Source organism: Paenibacillus catalpae (assembly GCF_900112695.1).
Classification (GTDB): Bacteria; Bacillota; Bacilli; order Paenibacillales; family Paenibacillaceae; genus Pristimantibacillus; species Pristimantibacillus catalpae.
Genome location: NZ_FOMT01000005.1, coordinates 130755 through 147714, shown reverse-complemented (window position 1 = coordinate 147714; position 16960 = coordinate 130755). Strand labels below are relative to the sequence as shown.

The window sequence follows — 16960 nt, the reverse complement described above, 5'->3', positions numbered from 1 at the left end:
TCGACTGAAGGTGACGGTAATGAGATCAACAATCCTTCTCCTAACAGGCATCATACTACTGATCATATGCTCGGTCTATCAGATTCAACATGCCTCGTTAAAAGAAGCGCCGAAACAAAACGCTTCCATCATGAAGGAATGGGATTATCAATGGTTGTCGAAGCCAAACGAGCCCTTCGATCCGGCATGGATCGCGGATGCTGCTCCAGACAAATGGCAGCATGCCAACCAAGCTCATCCCATGTCTAAGCGAGATGCTGACGCCGATGCGCTGCTGCTGCGGGTAACCCTTCCTTCTCTGGACTGGGATTCGCCGGGAATCTGGTTGAAACGCGTGTATGGCACGGCTGTCAGCGTATCGCTCGAGCAGCAGAATAATCCGATGTATACGATGAAGAGATCGTATCCCTACGATGTGAACTATATGCTCCTTCCTCTGACGGAGGCTGCAAGCGGCAGTCATTTGACCATACTGTTGTACTTGTCTGATGAACGACAATTGTTGGATCCCGAAATGATAATAGGCGACTATGATCAATTACTGCCTGAATATGAGAGATATGGCTTAATCGAGCTGGTCTTCGGCGGTTCATTCATGTTTATTGCATTAATTATGCTGACCTGTTTATTTTTTCTGAAACGCGAGCAGATTGTACTCTGGTTGTCTTTATGCCTGATCATTCTTTGCCTCGGCGAGATTATCCTTGCGTATTCTCCGGCACTCTACCATCATTTTTATGCGTATGGGAAGCCGTTTCTGGATTTATTCGATTTGGCGCTGTTTTTGCTTACACCTGCACTTGCCGTCTTTTTCGAGCAGACGCTTGGCCCGGGAATCAATGGCATCATTCGGAAATTCAGGATCGCACTTATTCCGGTCACGGTCATTGTTATCGTGTTGTGGGCCCTTGGCAAAACGATCATTCCTGCCATCAGCCTGAGCCTTCTTCAAGTAGTGCCGCTTACGGTTATTGCTGCCATTCAATTCGTCATTCTGATCGTGCATGCAATTGGCTATGCGTGGAGAGGGAATCGCGACGCGATCTCCATCTCTGTTGGGTATTCCGTCTTCTGCAGCGTCTTTATTACGGAAATTATCATGTACTTTAAGGACGAGACCTATCATCTCATCTACTGGAAATGGGGACTGCTTGTCTTCCTGCTGTCTTTGATTGCCGTTATGGGGAGACAGTTCTCACGCAACCATGACCAGCTGGTCAAGTATTCGCGGGAGCTGGAGATGTTTAACCGGGAAATTCAACGGGCGGAGAAAATGGAGCTGATCAGCCATCTGGCAGCCTCAATTGCTCATGAGGTTCGCAACCCCTTGCAAGTGACAAGGGGATTCATTCAGCTGGTCGGGGAGAAAGCAGTTAATAAAGACCGCCAGTTTCTAAATCTGGCCGTGCAGGAGCTGGACCGTGCATCCAGTATCATTACGGAGTTCCTGACGTTCGCCAAGCCGCACCTGGATGACATCAAGGAATTAAATATCTCCGAAGAGCTGAGTCAGATTCAGGACATCATCTCTCCTCTTGCCGCCATGCAAAGCACGAGGCTGGAAGTCATCGTGGAGTCTGACCTGTACGTGCTTGGCAGCGCCGAGAAATTCAAGCAGGCCGTTATTAATATGATCAAGAACAGCCTTGAAGCGATATCAAGCGTTGATGGCACCGTGTCCATTTATGCGAATAAAGCAGAAAATCATGTTATAATCCGGATCATCGATAATGGCGAAGGCATTGATGCCGAAAAGCTGGACAAGCTTGGAGAGCCTTACTTCTCCAACAAATCCAAGGGAACCGGTCTTGGCCTGATGGTCACCTTCCGCATCATCGAGACAATGGAAGGCACGCTCCGCTTCAGCAGTACAAAAGGGGTCGGGACCGAAGCCGTCATCCGGCTTCCTGCTATCAATCACCCACAAACTGACAGAGTGTCCGTTTAATCCGATTAAACGCGGCACTCTTCTTATTTTATTATCCATCAGGCCAAGCGCGAGTGAGTTGTGAAAAAAAAGAAGAAGTCCCTATCTAGGACTCCTTCTCTATCCGTCTCTGTTCTATATAATCTCCTATCCCTTGCACATCATCTATCTCTAATTGAATTGCCCCGTCCGGAATGGCGTATTCCTGCAACGTATAACCGGGCCAGACGGCTACTACGGTAATGCCTTCCAATTCGCCAAGCAGCCGTTCATCTTCCAATCGTCTCACGATCACAAGCTTCGGGAAAGCCTCTGACTTGAAGCCTTCAACGAGGACAAAAGCACCCGCTGGCGCTTCCGCAATCAGCTCATGAAGCGTAGAAGGCCTCTCCTTTACGATTGCTGTCCGTTCCGAGGAAGTGATTGCCGACCATACGGCGCCGGAGGAACGGTGGCGTGCTGTATCGACATGCGCAGGCTCGGCTTCGAATTGATGGCCGTCATGCTTGATCGTCGCAACCGGGACGCCCCGGGACACCAAGTAATCGATCAGGCGGCACATCAGCGTTGTTTTGCCCGTATTCTTGTAACCCGTAATCTGATATACGGCTGCTGCCAAATCTACACCCCCTTTCCAATCCGCAACGCTTCCTGGTATTGCTCTGGCGTATTGATATTATCCACAAAGCTAAGCGCAATGCCAAATGTACGAAACGTCTCTTCCGTAACCCGGACATAGGTAATCCGCTTCAGAAATCCCTTCATACTGTAGTCACCGTCCTGCAAGCACCGCTCTGCCTGCTCCAGACATCCTCCGCGGTAAACCGCCTGCAGCGGATGGAGCTGTCCGTTAATTTCAGGAACAGCCGCCATGCTGCCGCTTGCCTCCATCCGATCGATCAGGCAGGCGGCTGCCGCCTCGGATACAAAAGGCATATCACAGGCAGACACCCATAGGGCGGAATCACGGCTGTATTCGAGTGCGGTATGAAGAGCGGCCAGCGGTCCCTGCCCGGGCGACGTATCAAGCAAGGAAGGCAGCTTCAAGCGGGAGAGAAGCTTAGCCTGTTCCTCGGAAGCTACAATCGCAGTCACGCTGCCGCAGAGCAGGCGCATTTTATCACGTATACGTTCAATCATAAATTGCTCGCCGATCGGCAGAAGCGCCTTCATCATCCCGCCCATCCGCCTGCTTTGCCCTCCGGCCAGTATGACACCGCCAAGCTGATCGATCTTCTTTCGTCCTCCCGCATCCGTTGCCAAGGCAGCTTCATTCACTCCTTGATCAGCTCCTTCTCTCGTTGCTCCTGCAAATACTCAGAGAGCGGCTGAACCCGTACCGCGCTTGTCTTGAAGTCCGGCATCCGGCAATTCGGATCGAGCAGCGCATTCGTAACCCGGTTAACGTTCTGGGCATCACCCCAGTGCATCGGGATAAACAACGTATCTTCACGGATATCGGAGGTGACCTTCGTACGGACCACTACGGTTCCCCGGGTTGACTGCACGCTGGCCAGCACTCCATCCTCCAGCCGGTGCTTTTGCGCCGTCAGCGGATGAATCTCGAGTATATTCTCTACCTCGCGGGCTGCCAGAACGGGGCTTCTTCTTGTCTGCACCCCCGTTAGATAGTGGGAAAGCATGCGGCCGTTCGTCAAATACAGCGGGTAATCCTCCGTCGGCTGTTCAGCCGGCGATTGACTGTCCACCGTCTGGAATATGGCCAGCCCGTCCTGATGGGCAAAGCTTTCACCAAACAAGCGTGGCGTACCCGGATGATCCACGGAAGGACAAGGCCAATAAATGCCCTCTTCCTTGCGGAGCCTGTCATACGTAATGCCATAATAATCGGCAATGCCGCCGCGGCTGGCTATCCGCAGCTCATTAAAGATGTCCTCGGACTGATGGAAGGTGAAATACTTTTCCTTGCCAAGCCAGTATGCCAGATCGCATAAGATCTGCCAGTCATGACGCGCTTCTCCGGGGGCAGGCCGCCCTGCCGGACGCAGCAGCACCCGGCCTTCCAGGTTGGTCATCGTCCCTTCATTCTCGAGATAGCTGCTGACCGGCAGCACGATATCGGCAAGCTTCGCGGTCTCCGACAGGAACATATCCGCCACAACCAGAAATTCCACCCGTTCCATGGCTTCTTCTACCAAAGTTGCATTCGGGTTCGAAACGATCGGATTTGAGCCCATAACGAACAACCCTTTAATGTCGCCGCTATGGACTAACTCCATCATTTCATAGGCGGATACGCCTTTCCCCGGCAGATCCTCCGGATCAATTCCCCATACACCGGCAATATAAGCGCGGTCATCCGGGTTTTCGATCAGGCGGTAACCCGGCAGCTGGTCAGCCTTTTGCCCGTGCTCACGTCCGCCCTGCCCGTTGCCCTGTCCAGTAACCGCGCCATAGCCGCAGCCTTCCTTGCCGATTTTACCTGTTGCGAGCACCATGTTGAGAAAGTTCCTCACGGCCATATGGCCGTCCGCATGCTGCTCGACCCCCCGTGCTGTAAAGATCATCCCCGTACGGGCCTTGCCGAAGCTGATTGCAGCCTTCCGGATTAGATCGATACTCACACCGGTCATGTCCGCTATCTCTTCCAGATCAAGTGACTCCACATGCTCTTTTACCGCAGAGAAGCCTTTTGTCCTGTTCTTGATAAAGCTCTCATCCGTCAACTTCTCTTCCAGAATAACCTTCAGCAATCCGTTAGCCAGTGCCGCGTCCATTCCCGGCTTCACCTGCAGATGGATATCGGCAATGGACGCCGTGGCGGATACTCTTGGATCAATAACAATAATAATAGCCCCGTTGTCCTTCGCTCTCGTGAAATACGGCATCAGCGTTGGCTGGCATTCCGCGATATTGGTTCCGGCCAGTATAATGCACTCGGCAAGCGGAATATCCGACATCGTATTCGTCAGACCCCGGTCAATTCCGAATGTCTTTACACCGGCGGATGCCGCCGCCGACATACAAAATCTGCCGTTATAGTCGATATATTTCGTTCGCAAAGCAACTCTTGCGAATTTGCCAAGCAAGTAGGCAGATTCATTCGTCAGGGATCCGCCGCCGTAAAGACCAACCGCGTGGACGCCATGCTCAGATTGAAGCTCATTGAAGCGGCTGCTGATCGCTTCCAGCGCTTCTTCCCAGGTTACGCGTGTCAGGCTGCCGTTTTTACGCATCATCGGATGAAGCACTCTTTCCTTGCTGACGGCATGCTGATAGGCATTCATCCCCTTCACGCACAGCCGCCCTTCGGAAGCTTTGTTAGGAATGGCTGTTACCTGATAGGTCGGACGCCTTCCAGACCGGTCCTCCACGACCTCCATCTTGCATTGGACACTGCAGAAAGGACATTGCGTCTCCATTACCTGTTTCGCTTGCTCTACCGAGAAAGTCATTGTATCTATTTGCCGCTCCATGCCATCTCCGTCCTTTCAGCTGCCTGCCACCGGTTTAGCAGCTCCTCCTGATTCTCTCTGTCAAGCAGCTTTTCCCGGAGAGGCTGAAGTCCAATCCGCTCCAGCCATTTCCACGGGCGTTCGCCGTAATAGGCGGATTCCCGGTACCACTGGACGCAAGCGGCGGCAAGCTGCAAAGCCATATCCTCTTCCGCCTCAACGGCAAGCAGCTGCGCTTGCTTGACCGGGTGCTCCGCATGTCCGCCTACGTAAACCTCCCAGCCTGCGGGCACAGCGGCAAGGCCAAAATCCCGTACCAATACATCCGAAGGCTGCAGATAGTTCTCTGACATTTCCGTTCGTACGGGGTACGGCAGCTGAATATCCTTGGTATTAAAGAATACCTCCCTGACGTTTCCTAGTATCCGATCTTCATAATCTTCATGATCGGCCCCATCCCGATTCCCTTCGTCAACCATCCCCATGTAATAAGGAATAGCCGCCCGGCAAACGAAACAGCCGTCAGCCTTGCTCCAGCCAAGCTCTTCCCTGACCTGAGCAGAATCCGTATAGACGCGCTTGATAATCGCTTCTTTGACTTCCTCATGGCCGAGCGGCGTGCAGCCGCAGATTGGCGTAACCTTCTTGGCGGCTCCGATTGCTCCGGCCAGCGCGCAGGCAAGCACCGCCCCAACCAGCTGTTTGCAGCCGCCGCAGGATCCGGAGGCTTTTGTTTTATCCCGTATTTGCTCAACGGACTGCAGATTATCCTCGGCGATTGCCTTCACGATTGCTCCCTTGCTCACGCCGTTGCAGGAGCATACGGTTTCGTGATCAGCCATCGCGATAACAGCCGCGTCGGCACCGCCGGTACCCGGGCCCACCGCTTGCTCCAAGAGTACCTCGGCAGGCGTTTTCTTTTTCAAATAATCAAGCAGCTTCATCCCTTCCGAGCTATCTCCGTACAGAACAGCGCCGGCAATCCGGCCGCCCCTGACTGTTACTTTCTTATAAGTGCCATGGAGCCCGTTATATTGCTGCAGAGCTACCTCAACATCACCTTGAATATCCCCTGCCGAAAATACGTCCACGCCAGACACCTTTAGCATCGAATAGGGAATTGAGCCTTTATAAGGAGCTGTGTCCGCTCCTGTCAGCACACGCGCGAGAACCTTTCCCTGTTCATAAAGAGGGGCTACCAGTCCATACACCGTTTCGTCATGCTCCGCGCATTCTCCCACCGCATAGATATGAGGCACGCTGGTCCGCATATAGTCATCAACGACAATAGCCCGGTTCGTCACAATCCCGCTGTGCGCAGCTATCGCGATATTGGGACTGATGCCCACGGCAAGCACAATCAGATCCGCCACAAGCTTCGTACCATCGCTGAACTGCAGACCCTCCGCCCGTTTGCGTCCGATAATTTTCTCCGTCCGTTTCTCCATCCAGAACCGCATACCCTGCTTCATAAGCTCCCGCTTCAGCATATCGGCCGACATGGTGTCCAGTTGCCTGTTCATCAAATAGGAAGCGTTATGAACGACATGTACCTCCATACCGAGGTTAAGAAGCCCTCGCGCAGCCTCCAGCCCAAGAAGACCGCCGCCGATCACGGCCGCTCTCCGGTAGGATTCCGAAGCTTCAATCATCGTCTCGCAATCTTTGATATTGCGAAAGGCAGTCACCCCAGACTTGTGAATACCCGGGATCGAAGGGGTAAAAGCGGAAGACCCGGTCGCCAATATCAGCTCATCATAAGGAATGGTCATACCGGATTCGAGGAAAATCTTCTTGCTGCCCGCATCTATTCGTACAGCCTTCTCGCCAAGCAGCAGCCGGATTCCCCGTTCCTTGTACCAGCTGAATTCATTAATGGTTATATCCGTAATCGAGGTATCTCCCTGAAGGACTTTCGACAGCATGATCCGATTGTAATTCGGATGGGGCTCATCCCCAATAATCGTGATCTCGAAGGCATCGGGCGATAACCGGTATATCTCCTCTACGCATCTCACGCCTGCCATTCCATTGCCGATTACCGCAAGTTTCCTTTTCATCACAACGTTAATCCTCCGTTTGCCATATGCGTTAGTAATAGAAAGGAGATCATTTCACCTTTCACCGCGCCTCTGCCGCCAGGCGGGATAACGGCAATCGCATTTGCCTCTGCAAACGCCGCAATATTGCCGGATTTATCATTTGGCAGCGGGGAAATCCGCCACACCCCAAGCTCCATCGTCGCGATTGAGCGGATATATCTCGGATAGGGGCAAGGCTTGCCGACCGAGTCCTCGAGCTTCCCCTTCAGCCATTGAATACGGTAATTCTTAATCCCCTTCAACCATTGCATGGTTGGTTTCACAAGCAATTCAAGACCGGAATAACAGGCAGACGGGTTGCCGGACAACCCAAACAGCAGGCAATCCCCTTTCTTGAAAGCAGAGGTTGGTGTTCCGGGTCTCATGAGCACCTTCGTAAACAGCGGTTCAAAACCGGCATTCGCAGCAGACCTCTCTACATAATCATGATCGCCGACTGAAATGCCGCCGGTCGTTATCACAACGTCAGCTTGCTCAGCTGCAAGCCGGATCTCCTTAGTTAAGATGGCGGGATGATCCGGAACAGGCTTCCGGCGGATGACATCAACGCCTAGCTGTTTAAGAAATGCCGTTACGACAAGACCATTAGCATCATAAATCCGGTTCGCGGACAGCGGTGCACCGGGCTCCAGAAGCTCGTCGCCAACAGGCAACACGACTACCTTGGGCTTCGCATAGACTACCGCTTCACCTAACCCATAGGAGGCAAGAACGGCCATTTCCTTAGCCCCGATCGTTGTTCCTTTCACAAGGATCAGCTTGCCTGGACCAAGGTCCTCTCCTGCTTCCGCGATATGTCTGCCGCTTGGATGCGGCCGGTCTATCCCAATCCATAGAGGCTTGCCGTCTTCGCCTTTAATTGGCGTAACAACCTCCTGCATAACAACGGTATCGTAGCGATGCGGCACAGGTGCTCCTGTAAATATTCGTACGGCATCCATATCATCTATCGATCGGCGTCCGGTACACTCCTCTACCCACTCCAGGGATGAGCCGGCCTTGATCTCCGCAATCACTCTAAGCATGACCTCACTGCCCGGTCCAGCACCAAGCGTAGTTAATGAGCGGACGGCATAACCGTCCATGGCCGCCCGCCGAAATGGAGGCATCGGAAACGGTGTGAAAAAATCTTCCGCCAGTACTCTGCCTACACAATCCTCCAAAGGGAGCTTCTCCGTTTGAGCAGGGGACATTCCCTCACACAAATGACGGATTGCTTCTTCTACGGATACAACAAGCTGCTGCTTCTGCAAGGTAGTCATCAGGCTCTTCCTCCCCACCGCTCAAAATGAACATAAAAAGCCCGCTCCCTATCAAACAGGGAATCGGGCTTCGTTGCCAAGGTTGACAGCACATCGTTGTGCTGATCTTTTGTTTTGAGCATAATAGAAGTTTGTTTACATGTCAATATAAGTGACGCAAAAAAGCGGGTTTTGAAATCATTTTACGGAACTTTTGAAATTTGGTGTTAAGTTTATTGACATGCAATTGACAATTCCCCTATAATTCGAATTGGGTTCACAATGATGTGACCGTACGATCCGGTGGGTACAATGTTGTACCGCCTTCGGCAAAGAGGCCGCTATCTGTCCACAAGGGCAGCTTGCGACCTTTTTTTATTTTTCTAGAGATGACTGAAAGCAGGCTCTCGCCCCGGAACGCGCGTCTGCTATAAGGTAAATAAATAATTGGAGGGAATTGGATATGAGTAACCCTACGTCTTTTTGGAAGAGCGGCCACAAGCCTTCATTATTTAGTGCATTTATGTATTTTGATATCAGCTTCATGATCTGGGTGCTTATTGGCCCGCTTAGCGTCGTTATTATGGGAGATTATGAAATGACGGCAGTTGAAAAAGCGAACCTTGTTGCCCTCCCGATACTTGGCGGTTCCATTCTTCGCCTCGTGTTTGGCTTCCTCACCGACTATATCGGACCTAAGAGAACCGGACAGCTTGGCATGCTGCTCACGATGATTCCGCTCATATGGGGCTGGAAATTCGTCGATTCCCTTGGCGATCTTCATATCGTCGCCATTTTGCTTGGCGTTGCCGGCGCATCCTTTGCCGCTGCATTGCCGCTCGCAAGCCGCTGGTATCCGCCACAATATCAAGGACTTGCAATGGGGATTGCGGGAGCAGGCAACAGCGGCACCGTCTTCTCGACGTTGTTCGCGAACCGCATCGCCCAGCATTACGGCAGCTGGGAGGTCGTTTTTGGTCTTGCACTCATTCCGATCGCTATTGCCTTCGTCGTCTTTACGATCTTTGCGAAAGACAGCCCGAACCAACCGGCTCCAAAAAAGTTCTCCCACTATGCAAAGGTGTTAAAGCAGCGTGATACTTGGCTGTTCTGCATTATGTACAGCGTTACCTTCGGCGGTTTTGTTGGCCTCTCCAACTATCTGACGATCTTCTTTAATACCCAATATGGATTATCCGCTGTCAAAGCAGCCGACTTTACAACATTGTGCGTGATCGCGGGCAGCTTCTTCCGACCGATAGGCGGTTATTTGTCCGATAAAATTGGCGGCATCAAAGTGTTGATGATTCTGTATACCGGAGCTGCGGTTATGCTCGCCTCTATTTCAAGCCTTCCGCCGCTGACACTCGTAATTTGCATGTTATTTGTCGGAATGATGTGCCTTGGCGCGGGCAACGGCTCCGTGTTCCAGCTTGTTCCCCAGCGTTTCGGCGATGAGATTGGCCTCGTGACCGGCATCGTTGGTGCTGCAGGCGGCATCGGCGGGTACGCGCTTCCGCTCATTCTTGGCAATCTGTATCAGTCGACCGGCTCCTACACTCCGGGCTTCCTTATTTTATGCGGAATTGCGGTGCTCAGCGTCGTTATGCTGGCCTTTGCCCAAATGGACTGGAAGAAAACCTGGATTGGTGACGGAGGCAAAGCGCGCAGCATGTAGCGATTATTTTGTTCCTCTCACATGAAAAATCTTGCCGTGAGGGTTATAATGTGGGGAGAAATGAAATATGGCAGAGGAGAGTTACGCATGCGGTTTATAGACAATAACAATATCACGGACCCGACGCTCAATCTGGCGTTGGAGGAATATATTTTACGGTCACTGCCGGAAGACGAATATTTGTTGTTCTACATTAATGAGCCTTCCATCATTATCGGGAAGAATCAGAATACGGTCGAAGAAATTAATGCGGAGTACGTGAAAGAGAACGGCATCCATGTTGTGCGCAGGCTGTCGGGAGGCGGAGCGGTCTATCATGATCTCGGGAACCTCAGCTTCAGCTTCATTATGAAAGATGACGGGAAGTCGTTCCACAACTTCAAGAAATTTACCGAGCCGGTTGTGCGTGCGCTGCGCAAGCTTGGCGTCGATGCTGAGCTGTCGGGACGCAACGACCTTCAGGTCGGTGAACGGAAAATTTCCGGCAACGCCCAGTTTGCGACAAAGGGGAAAATGTTCAGCCACGGCACTCTTCTATTTGATTCGGAGATCGAGAATGTCGTCTCTGCGCTAAAGGTGAATGCAGAGAAGTATGTCTCGAAAGCGACTAAATCAATCCGAAGCCGTGTCGCGAATATTACCGAGTTCCTGAAGGAGCCGATGACGATTCAGGAGTTAAGGCAATACCTGCTTGATTCGATCTTCGAAGGCGAGCCGGAAATACGGGTGTATGAGCTGACCGAGCAAGATTGGGCGAACGTCCGGAAGCTGGCTGACGAGCGTTACCGCAGCTGGGACTGGAATTACGGCCGTTCTCCTGCTTTCAACATGCGTCAAACGAAACGTATTGAAGGCGCAGGTACTTACGATGTTCGCTTGCAGGTCGAAGAAGGAAAGATCGTGGATGCCGCGATCTTCGGAGACTTCTTTGGCAGAGGGGAAACCGGCGAGGTTACCTCGAGGCTGATCGGCACCCGGTATGATGCAGAATCGCTCGGCAGCCTGCTCGATGAGATCGACGTGAATTTTTACTTCGGCCCTGTGACGAAGGAACAGCTGCTCTCTTTGATGTTGTAGACGGAATAGAAAAGTCGGCTGCGTTTATCTCAGATAAACGCAGCCGACTTTTTTTACCCAAGTACATCCTGCAGCCCTGACCAGAATACTCTTATGGCAAAATAAACAAACAGAAGTGCCGAAAGCAGCGAGATCACTCTCACGAATTTCGCTCCAAGCGCTTTGCCGGCCCGTCCGCTGAGGAAGGCCATGCCAAGCGACCATAATAAGCCTGCCGTGAAGAAGCCAGCTATAAAGACCGCAATCGTGTACCGGCTGTCGCCATGCACCTCGGCTACAATTGGCCCCGCCGAAGCAACAAACCAGAGCATAACCGTAGGTGACGACAAGGCCGCTCCGAGTCCAAACAGGAAATCGGCGAGCCTGCTCTTTTGCTTGACTGCCCCGCTGCCCTCTCTCGCATTCCAGTCGATCATCTTGGGATGAAGCGACTCCTTTGCCATTTTATAAGCCAACAAGAGCAGCACCGCGGTACCCGCAATCCATAGAATCCACCGTACCACCGTGATTTCCAATATAAAGCTAAACCCGATCAGCGCAAGCGCAAGGTAAGTCAAATCACCAAAGCATGAACCAAAGCCGATCATAAAGGATGGCTTGAAGCCGCGCTCAACCCCGGTTTTAATAATGGAAACATTCACCATACCCAGATCCAAGCATAAAGATAATGAGAATAAAAAGCCTTGTATAAATGCAACCCATAATGCCATAATGCGCGTTCACTCATCCTGCTAGCTGGATTTTACCCGATACCAATACTCGTATTGCGTCTCAAAACCAAATTTGTCATATAACCGGTTAGCCGGTTTATTCTCTTGAACAACTAATAAGTAAGCCTGATTCGCCCCATTCCGAACGCCCCAGCGAAAAATATGAAGCAGCATCTGATAGCCTAGCCCTCTATTGCGGAACCTCTCGGATGTAACAATATCGTACAACCCGATATAGCCATGCTCTATAACTCCAATCCCGCAGGCAGCAGGCGCCCCATCCTCGTATATCGTTACAAAGCACTGCCTTAGAGGCGAACCGGTCAGCATCTTGATCGTTGTTTCCCGTTGCATGCCGGAAAGCGGCATCATCTGCGTAAATTCATCAAGCCAGCGCTCATTCAACTGTTCATCGAGTTGGTATGCGATATGTGCCGAAGGCTCTGGAAGATCTGCAAGTGCTGCCGTCTTCACATAGACGGGATCAACGATCCGGTAGCCCAGCTCGTCTAACGCGGAATCCAGATGGGCAGGACTTGCAAATGGCGTGATTTTGAAAATCGAATCCAAACCGCGCTTCGCATACAGCTCCTCGCAGTAACGAATCTTCTCGCTTACGACCCCATGACTTTCATACAGCGGCATCACGCAATTCGAACGCTTCGTATAACCTTCCGCGAACCGGAGCAGCCAGCCGTCATAAACAACCGTTTGAAGCGACGGCCACGCGTTGAGACTTAACTCTTCTATTTGTTGATGCCAATGTAGAACTTGCTGCATGCAGAGCAGCCCTCCTTCCTTTATAAAAGACGAAACCTCTCAAGCTGTGAATGCATGTTCTCCCGGCGCAAAATCTCACGCTGCTTAGGTCCAAGAAGATCAAAATGAGGATACTCATCCCGTCTATGGATATATTTCGGATTAAGTCCGTTATCCCGGCACCACTCAGCCAGCTTGCCAAGATCGGAGCAGCCTACCTTGGTCACCGTCTTCATCTCCGGAAAACGCGGGTCTACCCAATAATGCGTCAGAAACGCAATTTCTCCTCGGGCGACCGATTCCTTCCATGCCTTCATTTCAGACCTGGAAATACCGAATGCCATCGCGCTTTTCTCTCCTTACTTAGGATATATATGCTTGACTCTTCCCACCTGGCCGTCCGTCAGACGTACCTTGATGCCATGCGGGTGAGTAGGTGAATTGGTAAGTAAATCCTTTACAATCCCACGCGTCAGCTTCCCTGTCCGCTGATCCTGCTTCAATACAATATCGACTTCCAGCCCGGGCTTAACCGAGGCACGCTCCGTACCATTACCCATTGTTGATCATTCCTTTGTTTGCATGTATGCTTAATAGCTTATGACGCCCAGCATAGCATATGTAGGTGAAAGATGCACTTCTAAGGCACAACTGTTATACTAAACGTTAAACAAGATCGATGAAATGAGGAAATTTCACAAATGTCAAACGAATTTATATCCATGGGCATTATCCCGGAGTTAACGGACATTCTCCAGACGAGCGGCATAACAAGTCCTACTCCCGTACAAAAGAAAACGATTCCCGTCCTTATGGCCGGACAAGACGTTATTGCCCAGGCTCAGACAGGTACAGGTAAAACCATCGCCTTCACCCTGCCGATTCTGCAGCGCATTGATGTGAATAAAGAGCAGGTTCAAGCACTCATCCTGACTCCGACGCGCGAGCTGGCTATCCAGATCACAAGCGAGCTGAAGAAGCTTGCTGCAGCCGTAGGCGCCAAAGTACTAGCCGCATATGGCGGACAAGACGTAGATGCGCAAATCCGAAAGCTCAATAATGCCCCGCATATTGTAGTCGCAACACCAGGCCGTTTGATCGACCATATGAGACGCGAGACGATCAGCCTCGGCAAGCTGAAGATGCTGGTTCTCGACGAAGCGGATCAAATGCTGCATATGGGCTTCCTGCCCGAAGTTCAAAGCATCGTGGATCAGACGCCTCGCGCCCGCCAAACGATGCTCTTCTCGGCAACGATGCCGGAACAGATTAAACGCCTTGCCGAGAACTATATGAAGGTGCCTGTTGATATTAAAATCCAAAGCGCCAACGTGACCCTCGACAATATCAAGCAAATTGTAGTGGAAACGACGGACCGCGGACGTCAGAAGGCGTTAATCACCCTGATCGAAACCCAGCGTCCGTATTTGGCCGTTATTTTCTGCCGGACAAAGGTTCGCGCGAAGAAGCTGAATGAAGCCCTTCAGGACCTTGGCTTCGAATCGGATGAACTGCACGGCGATCTGACGCAAGCCAAACGCGAGCAGGTCATGAAGCGTTTCCGCGATGCGAAGCTGCAGATCCTCGTTGCAACAGACGTTGCGGCACGCGGCCTCGACGTAGAAGGCGTAACCCATGTCTTCAACTATGATGTCCCTACCGATTCCGAGATCTATATTCACCGGATTGGCCGGACAGGCCGTGCAGGTCAACGGGGTATTGCCATTACCATAGCATCGCCATATGACCGCGGATCAATTGCCCATATCGAGCGCAGCATCAACGCATCGCTTGAGCGCCGTACCGTGGAAGCTGACGGAACCATCGTAAAGAGCAGCAATCCGCGTACATCATCAAGCGAAGGCCGGAGCTATGATAAAGGCGGCAAGCCGGAGCGCGGCGGCGGCCGCGGCAGAGGAGGCCGCGATGGCAAGCCGGCACAAGCCGGCAGAAGCGGCCGCGGCGATCGTAATGAGCGCGGCGGCAATCGTCCTCAAGCAGGCGGTCGCGGCAAGCCGGAACGTGCGGCTGTGAGCGGCAGCTCGGAAGGCAATCCGTGGGAAGCAGGCGGCGGAGAAGAGCGCGAGGCCGGTCGCGGCGGCAGAGATGCACGCGGCGGCGGCGCTAGTCGCAGCGGCAGAGGCGATCGTGCGCAAGGTAATGCCTCGCGCGGCAATACACGCGGCGCTGCAGGCGGCGGTCGCGGTGAACGTGCCCAGAGCCAAGGCGCTCCGCGCGGCAATACCCGCTCGGCAGCATCAAGCAGCGGCGGCAGATGGGAAGGACGTCCAAGCAGCGGCAAAGATTCGCGCAGCTCGGGCAGCAGCGCCCCTCGTGGCGGAAGAAGTTCGCACGGAAGCAGCAACGGCGGTTCACGCAGCGGCGGCGGCAGCGGATCGCGCGGCGGCAATCCGGGCGGACGCCGCGGAAGCAACAGATAAGAATAAAGGAGTTGCGGTACATTGAAGAACGTGCAGCTGCCGGAAGCTTATGTCCGGCAAATGCAGGCTCTTCTCGGAAGGGAAGAAGCCGAGCGGTTTCTTGACAGTTACAACGATGCCCGAGTTTACGGGCTTAGGTTTAATCCTTTGAAATGTCGACAACCGATCGGGAACCAAGCGGCTGCTCTCGAGCAGCCGTTTCATTTGGAGCCCGTGCCTTGGTGCAAGACAGGCTACTATTACGATGAAGCAGCTAGACCGGGCAAGCATCCTTATCATACAGCCGGTCTTTATTATATCCAGGAGCCGTCGGCCATGTCTGCGGCGGAGCTGCTGGACGCTCAGCCAGGCGAGACCGTTCTTGATTTCGCCGCGGCGCCCGGCGGCAAGACGACCCAAATCGCCGGCAGCATGAATGGCGAAGGATTACTGATTGCCAATGAAATTCACCCGGCAAGAGCAAAAATCCTTAGCGAAAACGTTGAGCGGCTGGGCATCCGCAACGCCGTTGTGACCAACGCTGCTCCTCATGAGCTGTCGAGAAAGTTTCCTGCCTTTTTTGACCGGATTATGCTGGACTCCCCTTGCTCCGGTGAAGGAATGTTTCGCAAGGATGAAGATGCCGTATCCGAATGGTCTGAGGCGCATGTCACCTATTGTTCCGAGCGCTCTTCCGAGATTCTGGACCATGCTGCTATTATGCTGAAGCCGGGCGGTGTTCTTGTCTATTCGACCTGTACCTTTAACCGTGCGGAGAATGAGGACACGATCGAGCATTTTGTGGCCAAACATCCCTCTTTCCAGGTCGAACAAATGGAACGGCTGTGGCCCCATCAGGTTCGCGGAGAAGGGCATTTTGTAGCCCGCCTGCGCAAAACCGCCGAAGTTGGAGCTGAGGAACAACTCGCGGTCTCTGGCAGCAGCAAAGAAAAACGGCGTGACCGGGACAAGCGTGCGGCCGGACGTGTGAAGCCGCTCGCAGCCGAGCTTGCGTTGTTTAACAGCTTCGCGGAGCAGGCTTTGCCCGGCTTCACGTTAGGTCCTGGAGAACCGCTCCGCTTCGGCGATGCTCTCTATTGGCTTCCGCATCAAGCAGGCGGCAGCTTTGGCGCAGCGGACATCGACGGCCTCAAAGTCGCGCGGCCCGGCCTGCATCTCGGCGATATCCGCAAGAACCGGCTGGAGCCTGCTCATGCGCTTGCTCTCTCTGTTCATTCAGATTATGCTGCATGGGTGCAGAGCTACGAGCCTGAGTCGCCGGAAATCGCCGCCTATCTGCGCGGTGAGACATTGCCCGTAACAGGTAATGCCATGAGCTGGGGTCTCGTTGCCGTTGACGGACTTCCGCTCGGCTGGGCCAAAGCAAGCGGCGGCCAATTAAAGAACCATCTGCCGAAAGGACTTCGGCGGTTCAACTAATGTAAAAGGCGAATGTCAGGTATCCTGCTGATAGCCGCTTCCATCAAGCTTTCCTCCCCCGGGTGAATACCCAATTCTGAATGAACCGTGATAAGCGTCCATTCGAATCGGGTGAAACCACATACAATACTGTATACCGAACAGAGGGCGAATGTACTCGAGTGGCACCAGCCTTCCAGCGGAATACAAC

General features: G+C 52.8%; 14 protein-coding genes. 5 read left to right on the top strand and 9 right to left on the bottom strand.

Translation table 11 applies throughout. The annotated features are described in order from the left end of the window. Positions 1-19 precede the first annotated feature (19 nt). Positions 20-1948: a sensor histidine kinase gene (locus tag BM200_RS22000; RefSeq protein WP_091188806.1), complete on the top strand. Its 1929-nt coding sequence runs from the start codon at positions 20-22 to the stop codon at positions 1946-1948. A gap of 85 nt (positions 1949-2033) precedes the next feature. Here BM200_RS22000 and mobB read toward each other — a convergent pair whose 3' ends face one another. Genes mobB through BM200_RS21975 form a run of 5 tightly spaced genes read right to left on the bottom strand, consistent with a single transcriptional unit; the run spans position 2034 to position 8707 of the window. Further along, positions 2034-2546 carry a molybdopterin-guanine dinucleotide biosynthesis protein B gene (gene mobB, locus BM200_RS21995; RefSeq protein WP_091188805.1) on the bottom strand — a complete coding sequence of 171 codons (513 nt, stop codon included), beginning with the start codon at positions 2544-2546 and terminating at the stop codon, positions 2034-2036. 2 nt (positions 2547-2548) lie between these two features. Further along, positions 2549-3205: a molybdenum cofactor guanylyltransferase gene (gene mobA / locus BM200_RS21990; RefSeq protein ID WP_091188804.1), complete on the bottom strand. Its 657-nt coding sequence runs from the start codon at positions 3203-3205 to the stop codon at positions 2549-2551. Further along, positions 3202-5364: an assimilatory nitrate reductase catalytic subunit NasC gene (gene nasC, locus BM200_RS21985; RefSeq protein ID WP_091188803.1), complete on the bottom strand. Its 2163-nt coding sequence runs from the start codon at positions 5362-5364 to the stop codon at positions 3202-3204. Before nasC ends, mobA begins: the two co-directional genes overlap by 4 nt. Then, entirely contained in the window at positions 5349-7403 is a 2055-nt protein-coding gene (gene nirB, locus BM200_RS21980; RefSeq protein ID WP_091188802.1) for a nitrite reductase large subunit NirB, read from the bottom strand. Before nirB ends, nasC begins: the two co-directional genes overlap by 16 nt. After that, positions 7403-8707, bottom strand: a complete 1305-nt coding sequence (locus tag BM200_RS21975) for a molybdopterin molybdotransferase MoeA (RefSeq protein ID WP_091188801.1) — start codon at positions 8705-8707, stop codon at positions 7403-7405. Before BM200_RS21975 ends, nirB begins: the two co-directional genes overlap by 1 nt. 442 nt (positions 8708-9149) lie before the next feature. Between BM200_RS21975 and BM200_RS21970 the strand changes: the two genes are divergently transcribed. Next, positions 9150-10364 carry a nitrate/nitrite transporter gene (locus tag BM200_RS21970; protein WP_091188800.1) on the top strand — a complete coding sequence of 405 codons (1215 nt, stop codon included), beginning with the start codon at positions 9150-9152 and terminating at the stop codon, positions 10362-10364. Positions 10365-10451: 87 nt separating this feature from the next. Further along, positions 10452-11441, top strand: a complete 990-nt coding sequence (gene lplA, locus BM200_RS21965) for a lipoate--protein ligase (RefSeq protein WP_091188799.1) — start codon at positions 10452-10454, stop codon at positions 11439-11441. A 53-nt stretch (positions 11442-11494) separates the two neighbouring features. Here lplA and BM200_RS21960 read toward each other — a convergent pair whose 3' ends face one another. From BM200_RS21960 to BM200_RS21945, 4 genes are read right to left on the bottom strand one after another with little or no spacing between them, the layout of a single operon-like run. Beyond that, on the bottom strand, positions 11495-12151 hold the full coding sequence (locus tag BM200_RS21960; protein ID WP_091188798.1) for a LysE family translocator: 657 nt from the start codon (positions 12149-12151) through the stop codon (positions 11495-11497). A 21-nt stretch (positions 12152-12172) separates the two neighbouring features. Then, positions 12173-12931 (bottom strand): GNAT family N-acetyltransferase, encoded by a 759-nt coding sequence (locus BM200_RS21955; RefSeq protein WP_091188797.1) that lies wholly within the window; start codon positions 12929-12931, stop codon positions 12173-12175. Between the two features lie 20 nt (positions 12932-12951). Further along, positions 12952-13254 carry a hypothetical protein gene (locus BM200_RS21950; protein ID WP_091188796.1) on the bottom strand — a complete coding sequence of 101 codons (303 nt, stop codon included), beginning with the start codon at positions 13252-13254 and terminating at the stop codon, positions 12952-12954. A gap of 15 nt (positions 13255-13269) precedes the next feature. Beyond that, positions 13270-13470 carry a YwbE family protein gene (locus BM200_RS21945; protein ID WP_091188795.1) on the bottom strand — a complete coding sequence of 67 codons (201 nt, stop codon included), beginning with the start codon at positions 13468-13470 and terminating at the stop codon, positions 13270-13272. Between the two features lie 141 nt (positions 13471-13611). On the opposite strand from BM200_RS21945, the gene BM200_RS21940 reads away from it, so the two are divergent. Then, positions 13612-15351, top strand: a complete 1740-nt coding sequence (locus tag BM200_RS21940) for a DEAD/DEAH box helicase (protein ID WP_091188794.1) — start codon at positions 13612-13614, stop codon at positions 15349-15351. 21 nt (positions 15352-15372) lie between these two features. Beyond that, positions 15373-16770: an RsmF rRNA methyltransferase first C-terminal domain-containing protein gene (locus BM200_RS21935; RefSeq protein ID WP_091188793.1), complete on the top strand. Its 1398-nt coding sequence runs from the start codon at positions 15373-15375 to the stop codon at positions 16768-16770. The last annotated feature ends 190 nt before the right edge of the window (positions 16771-16960 follow it).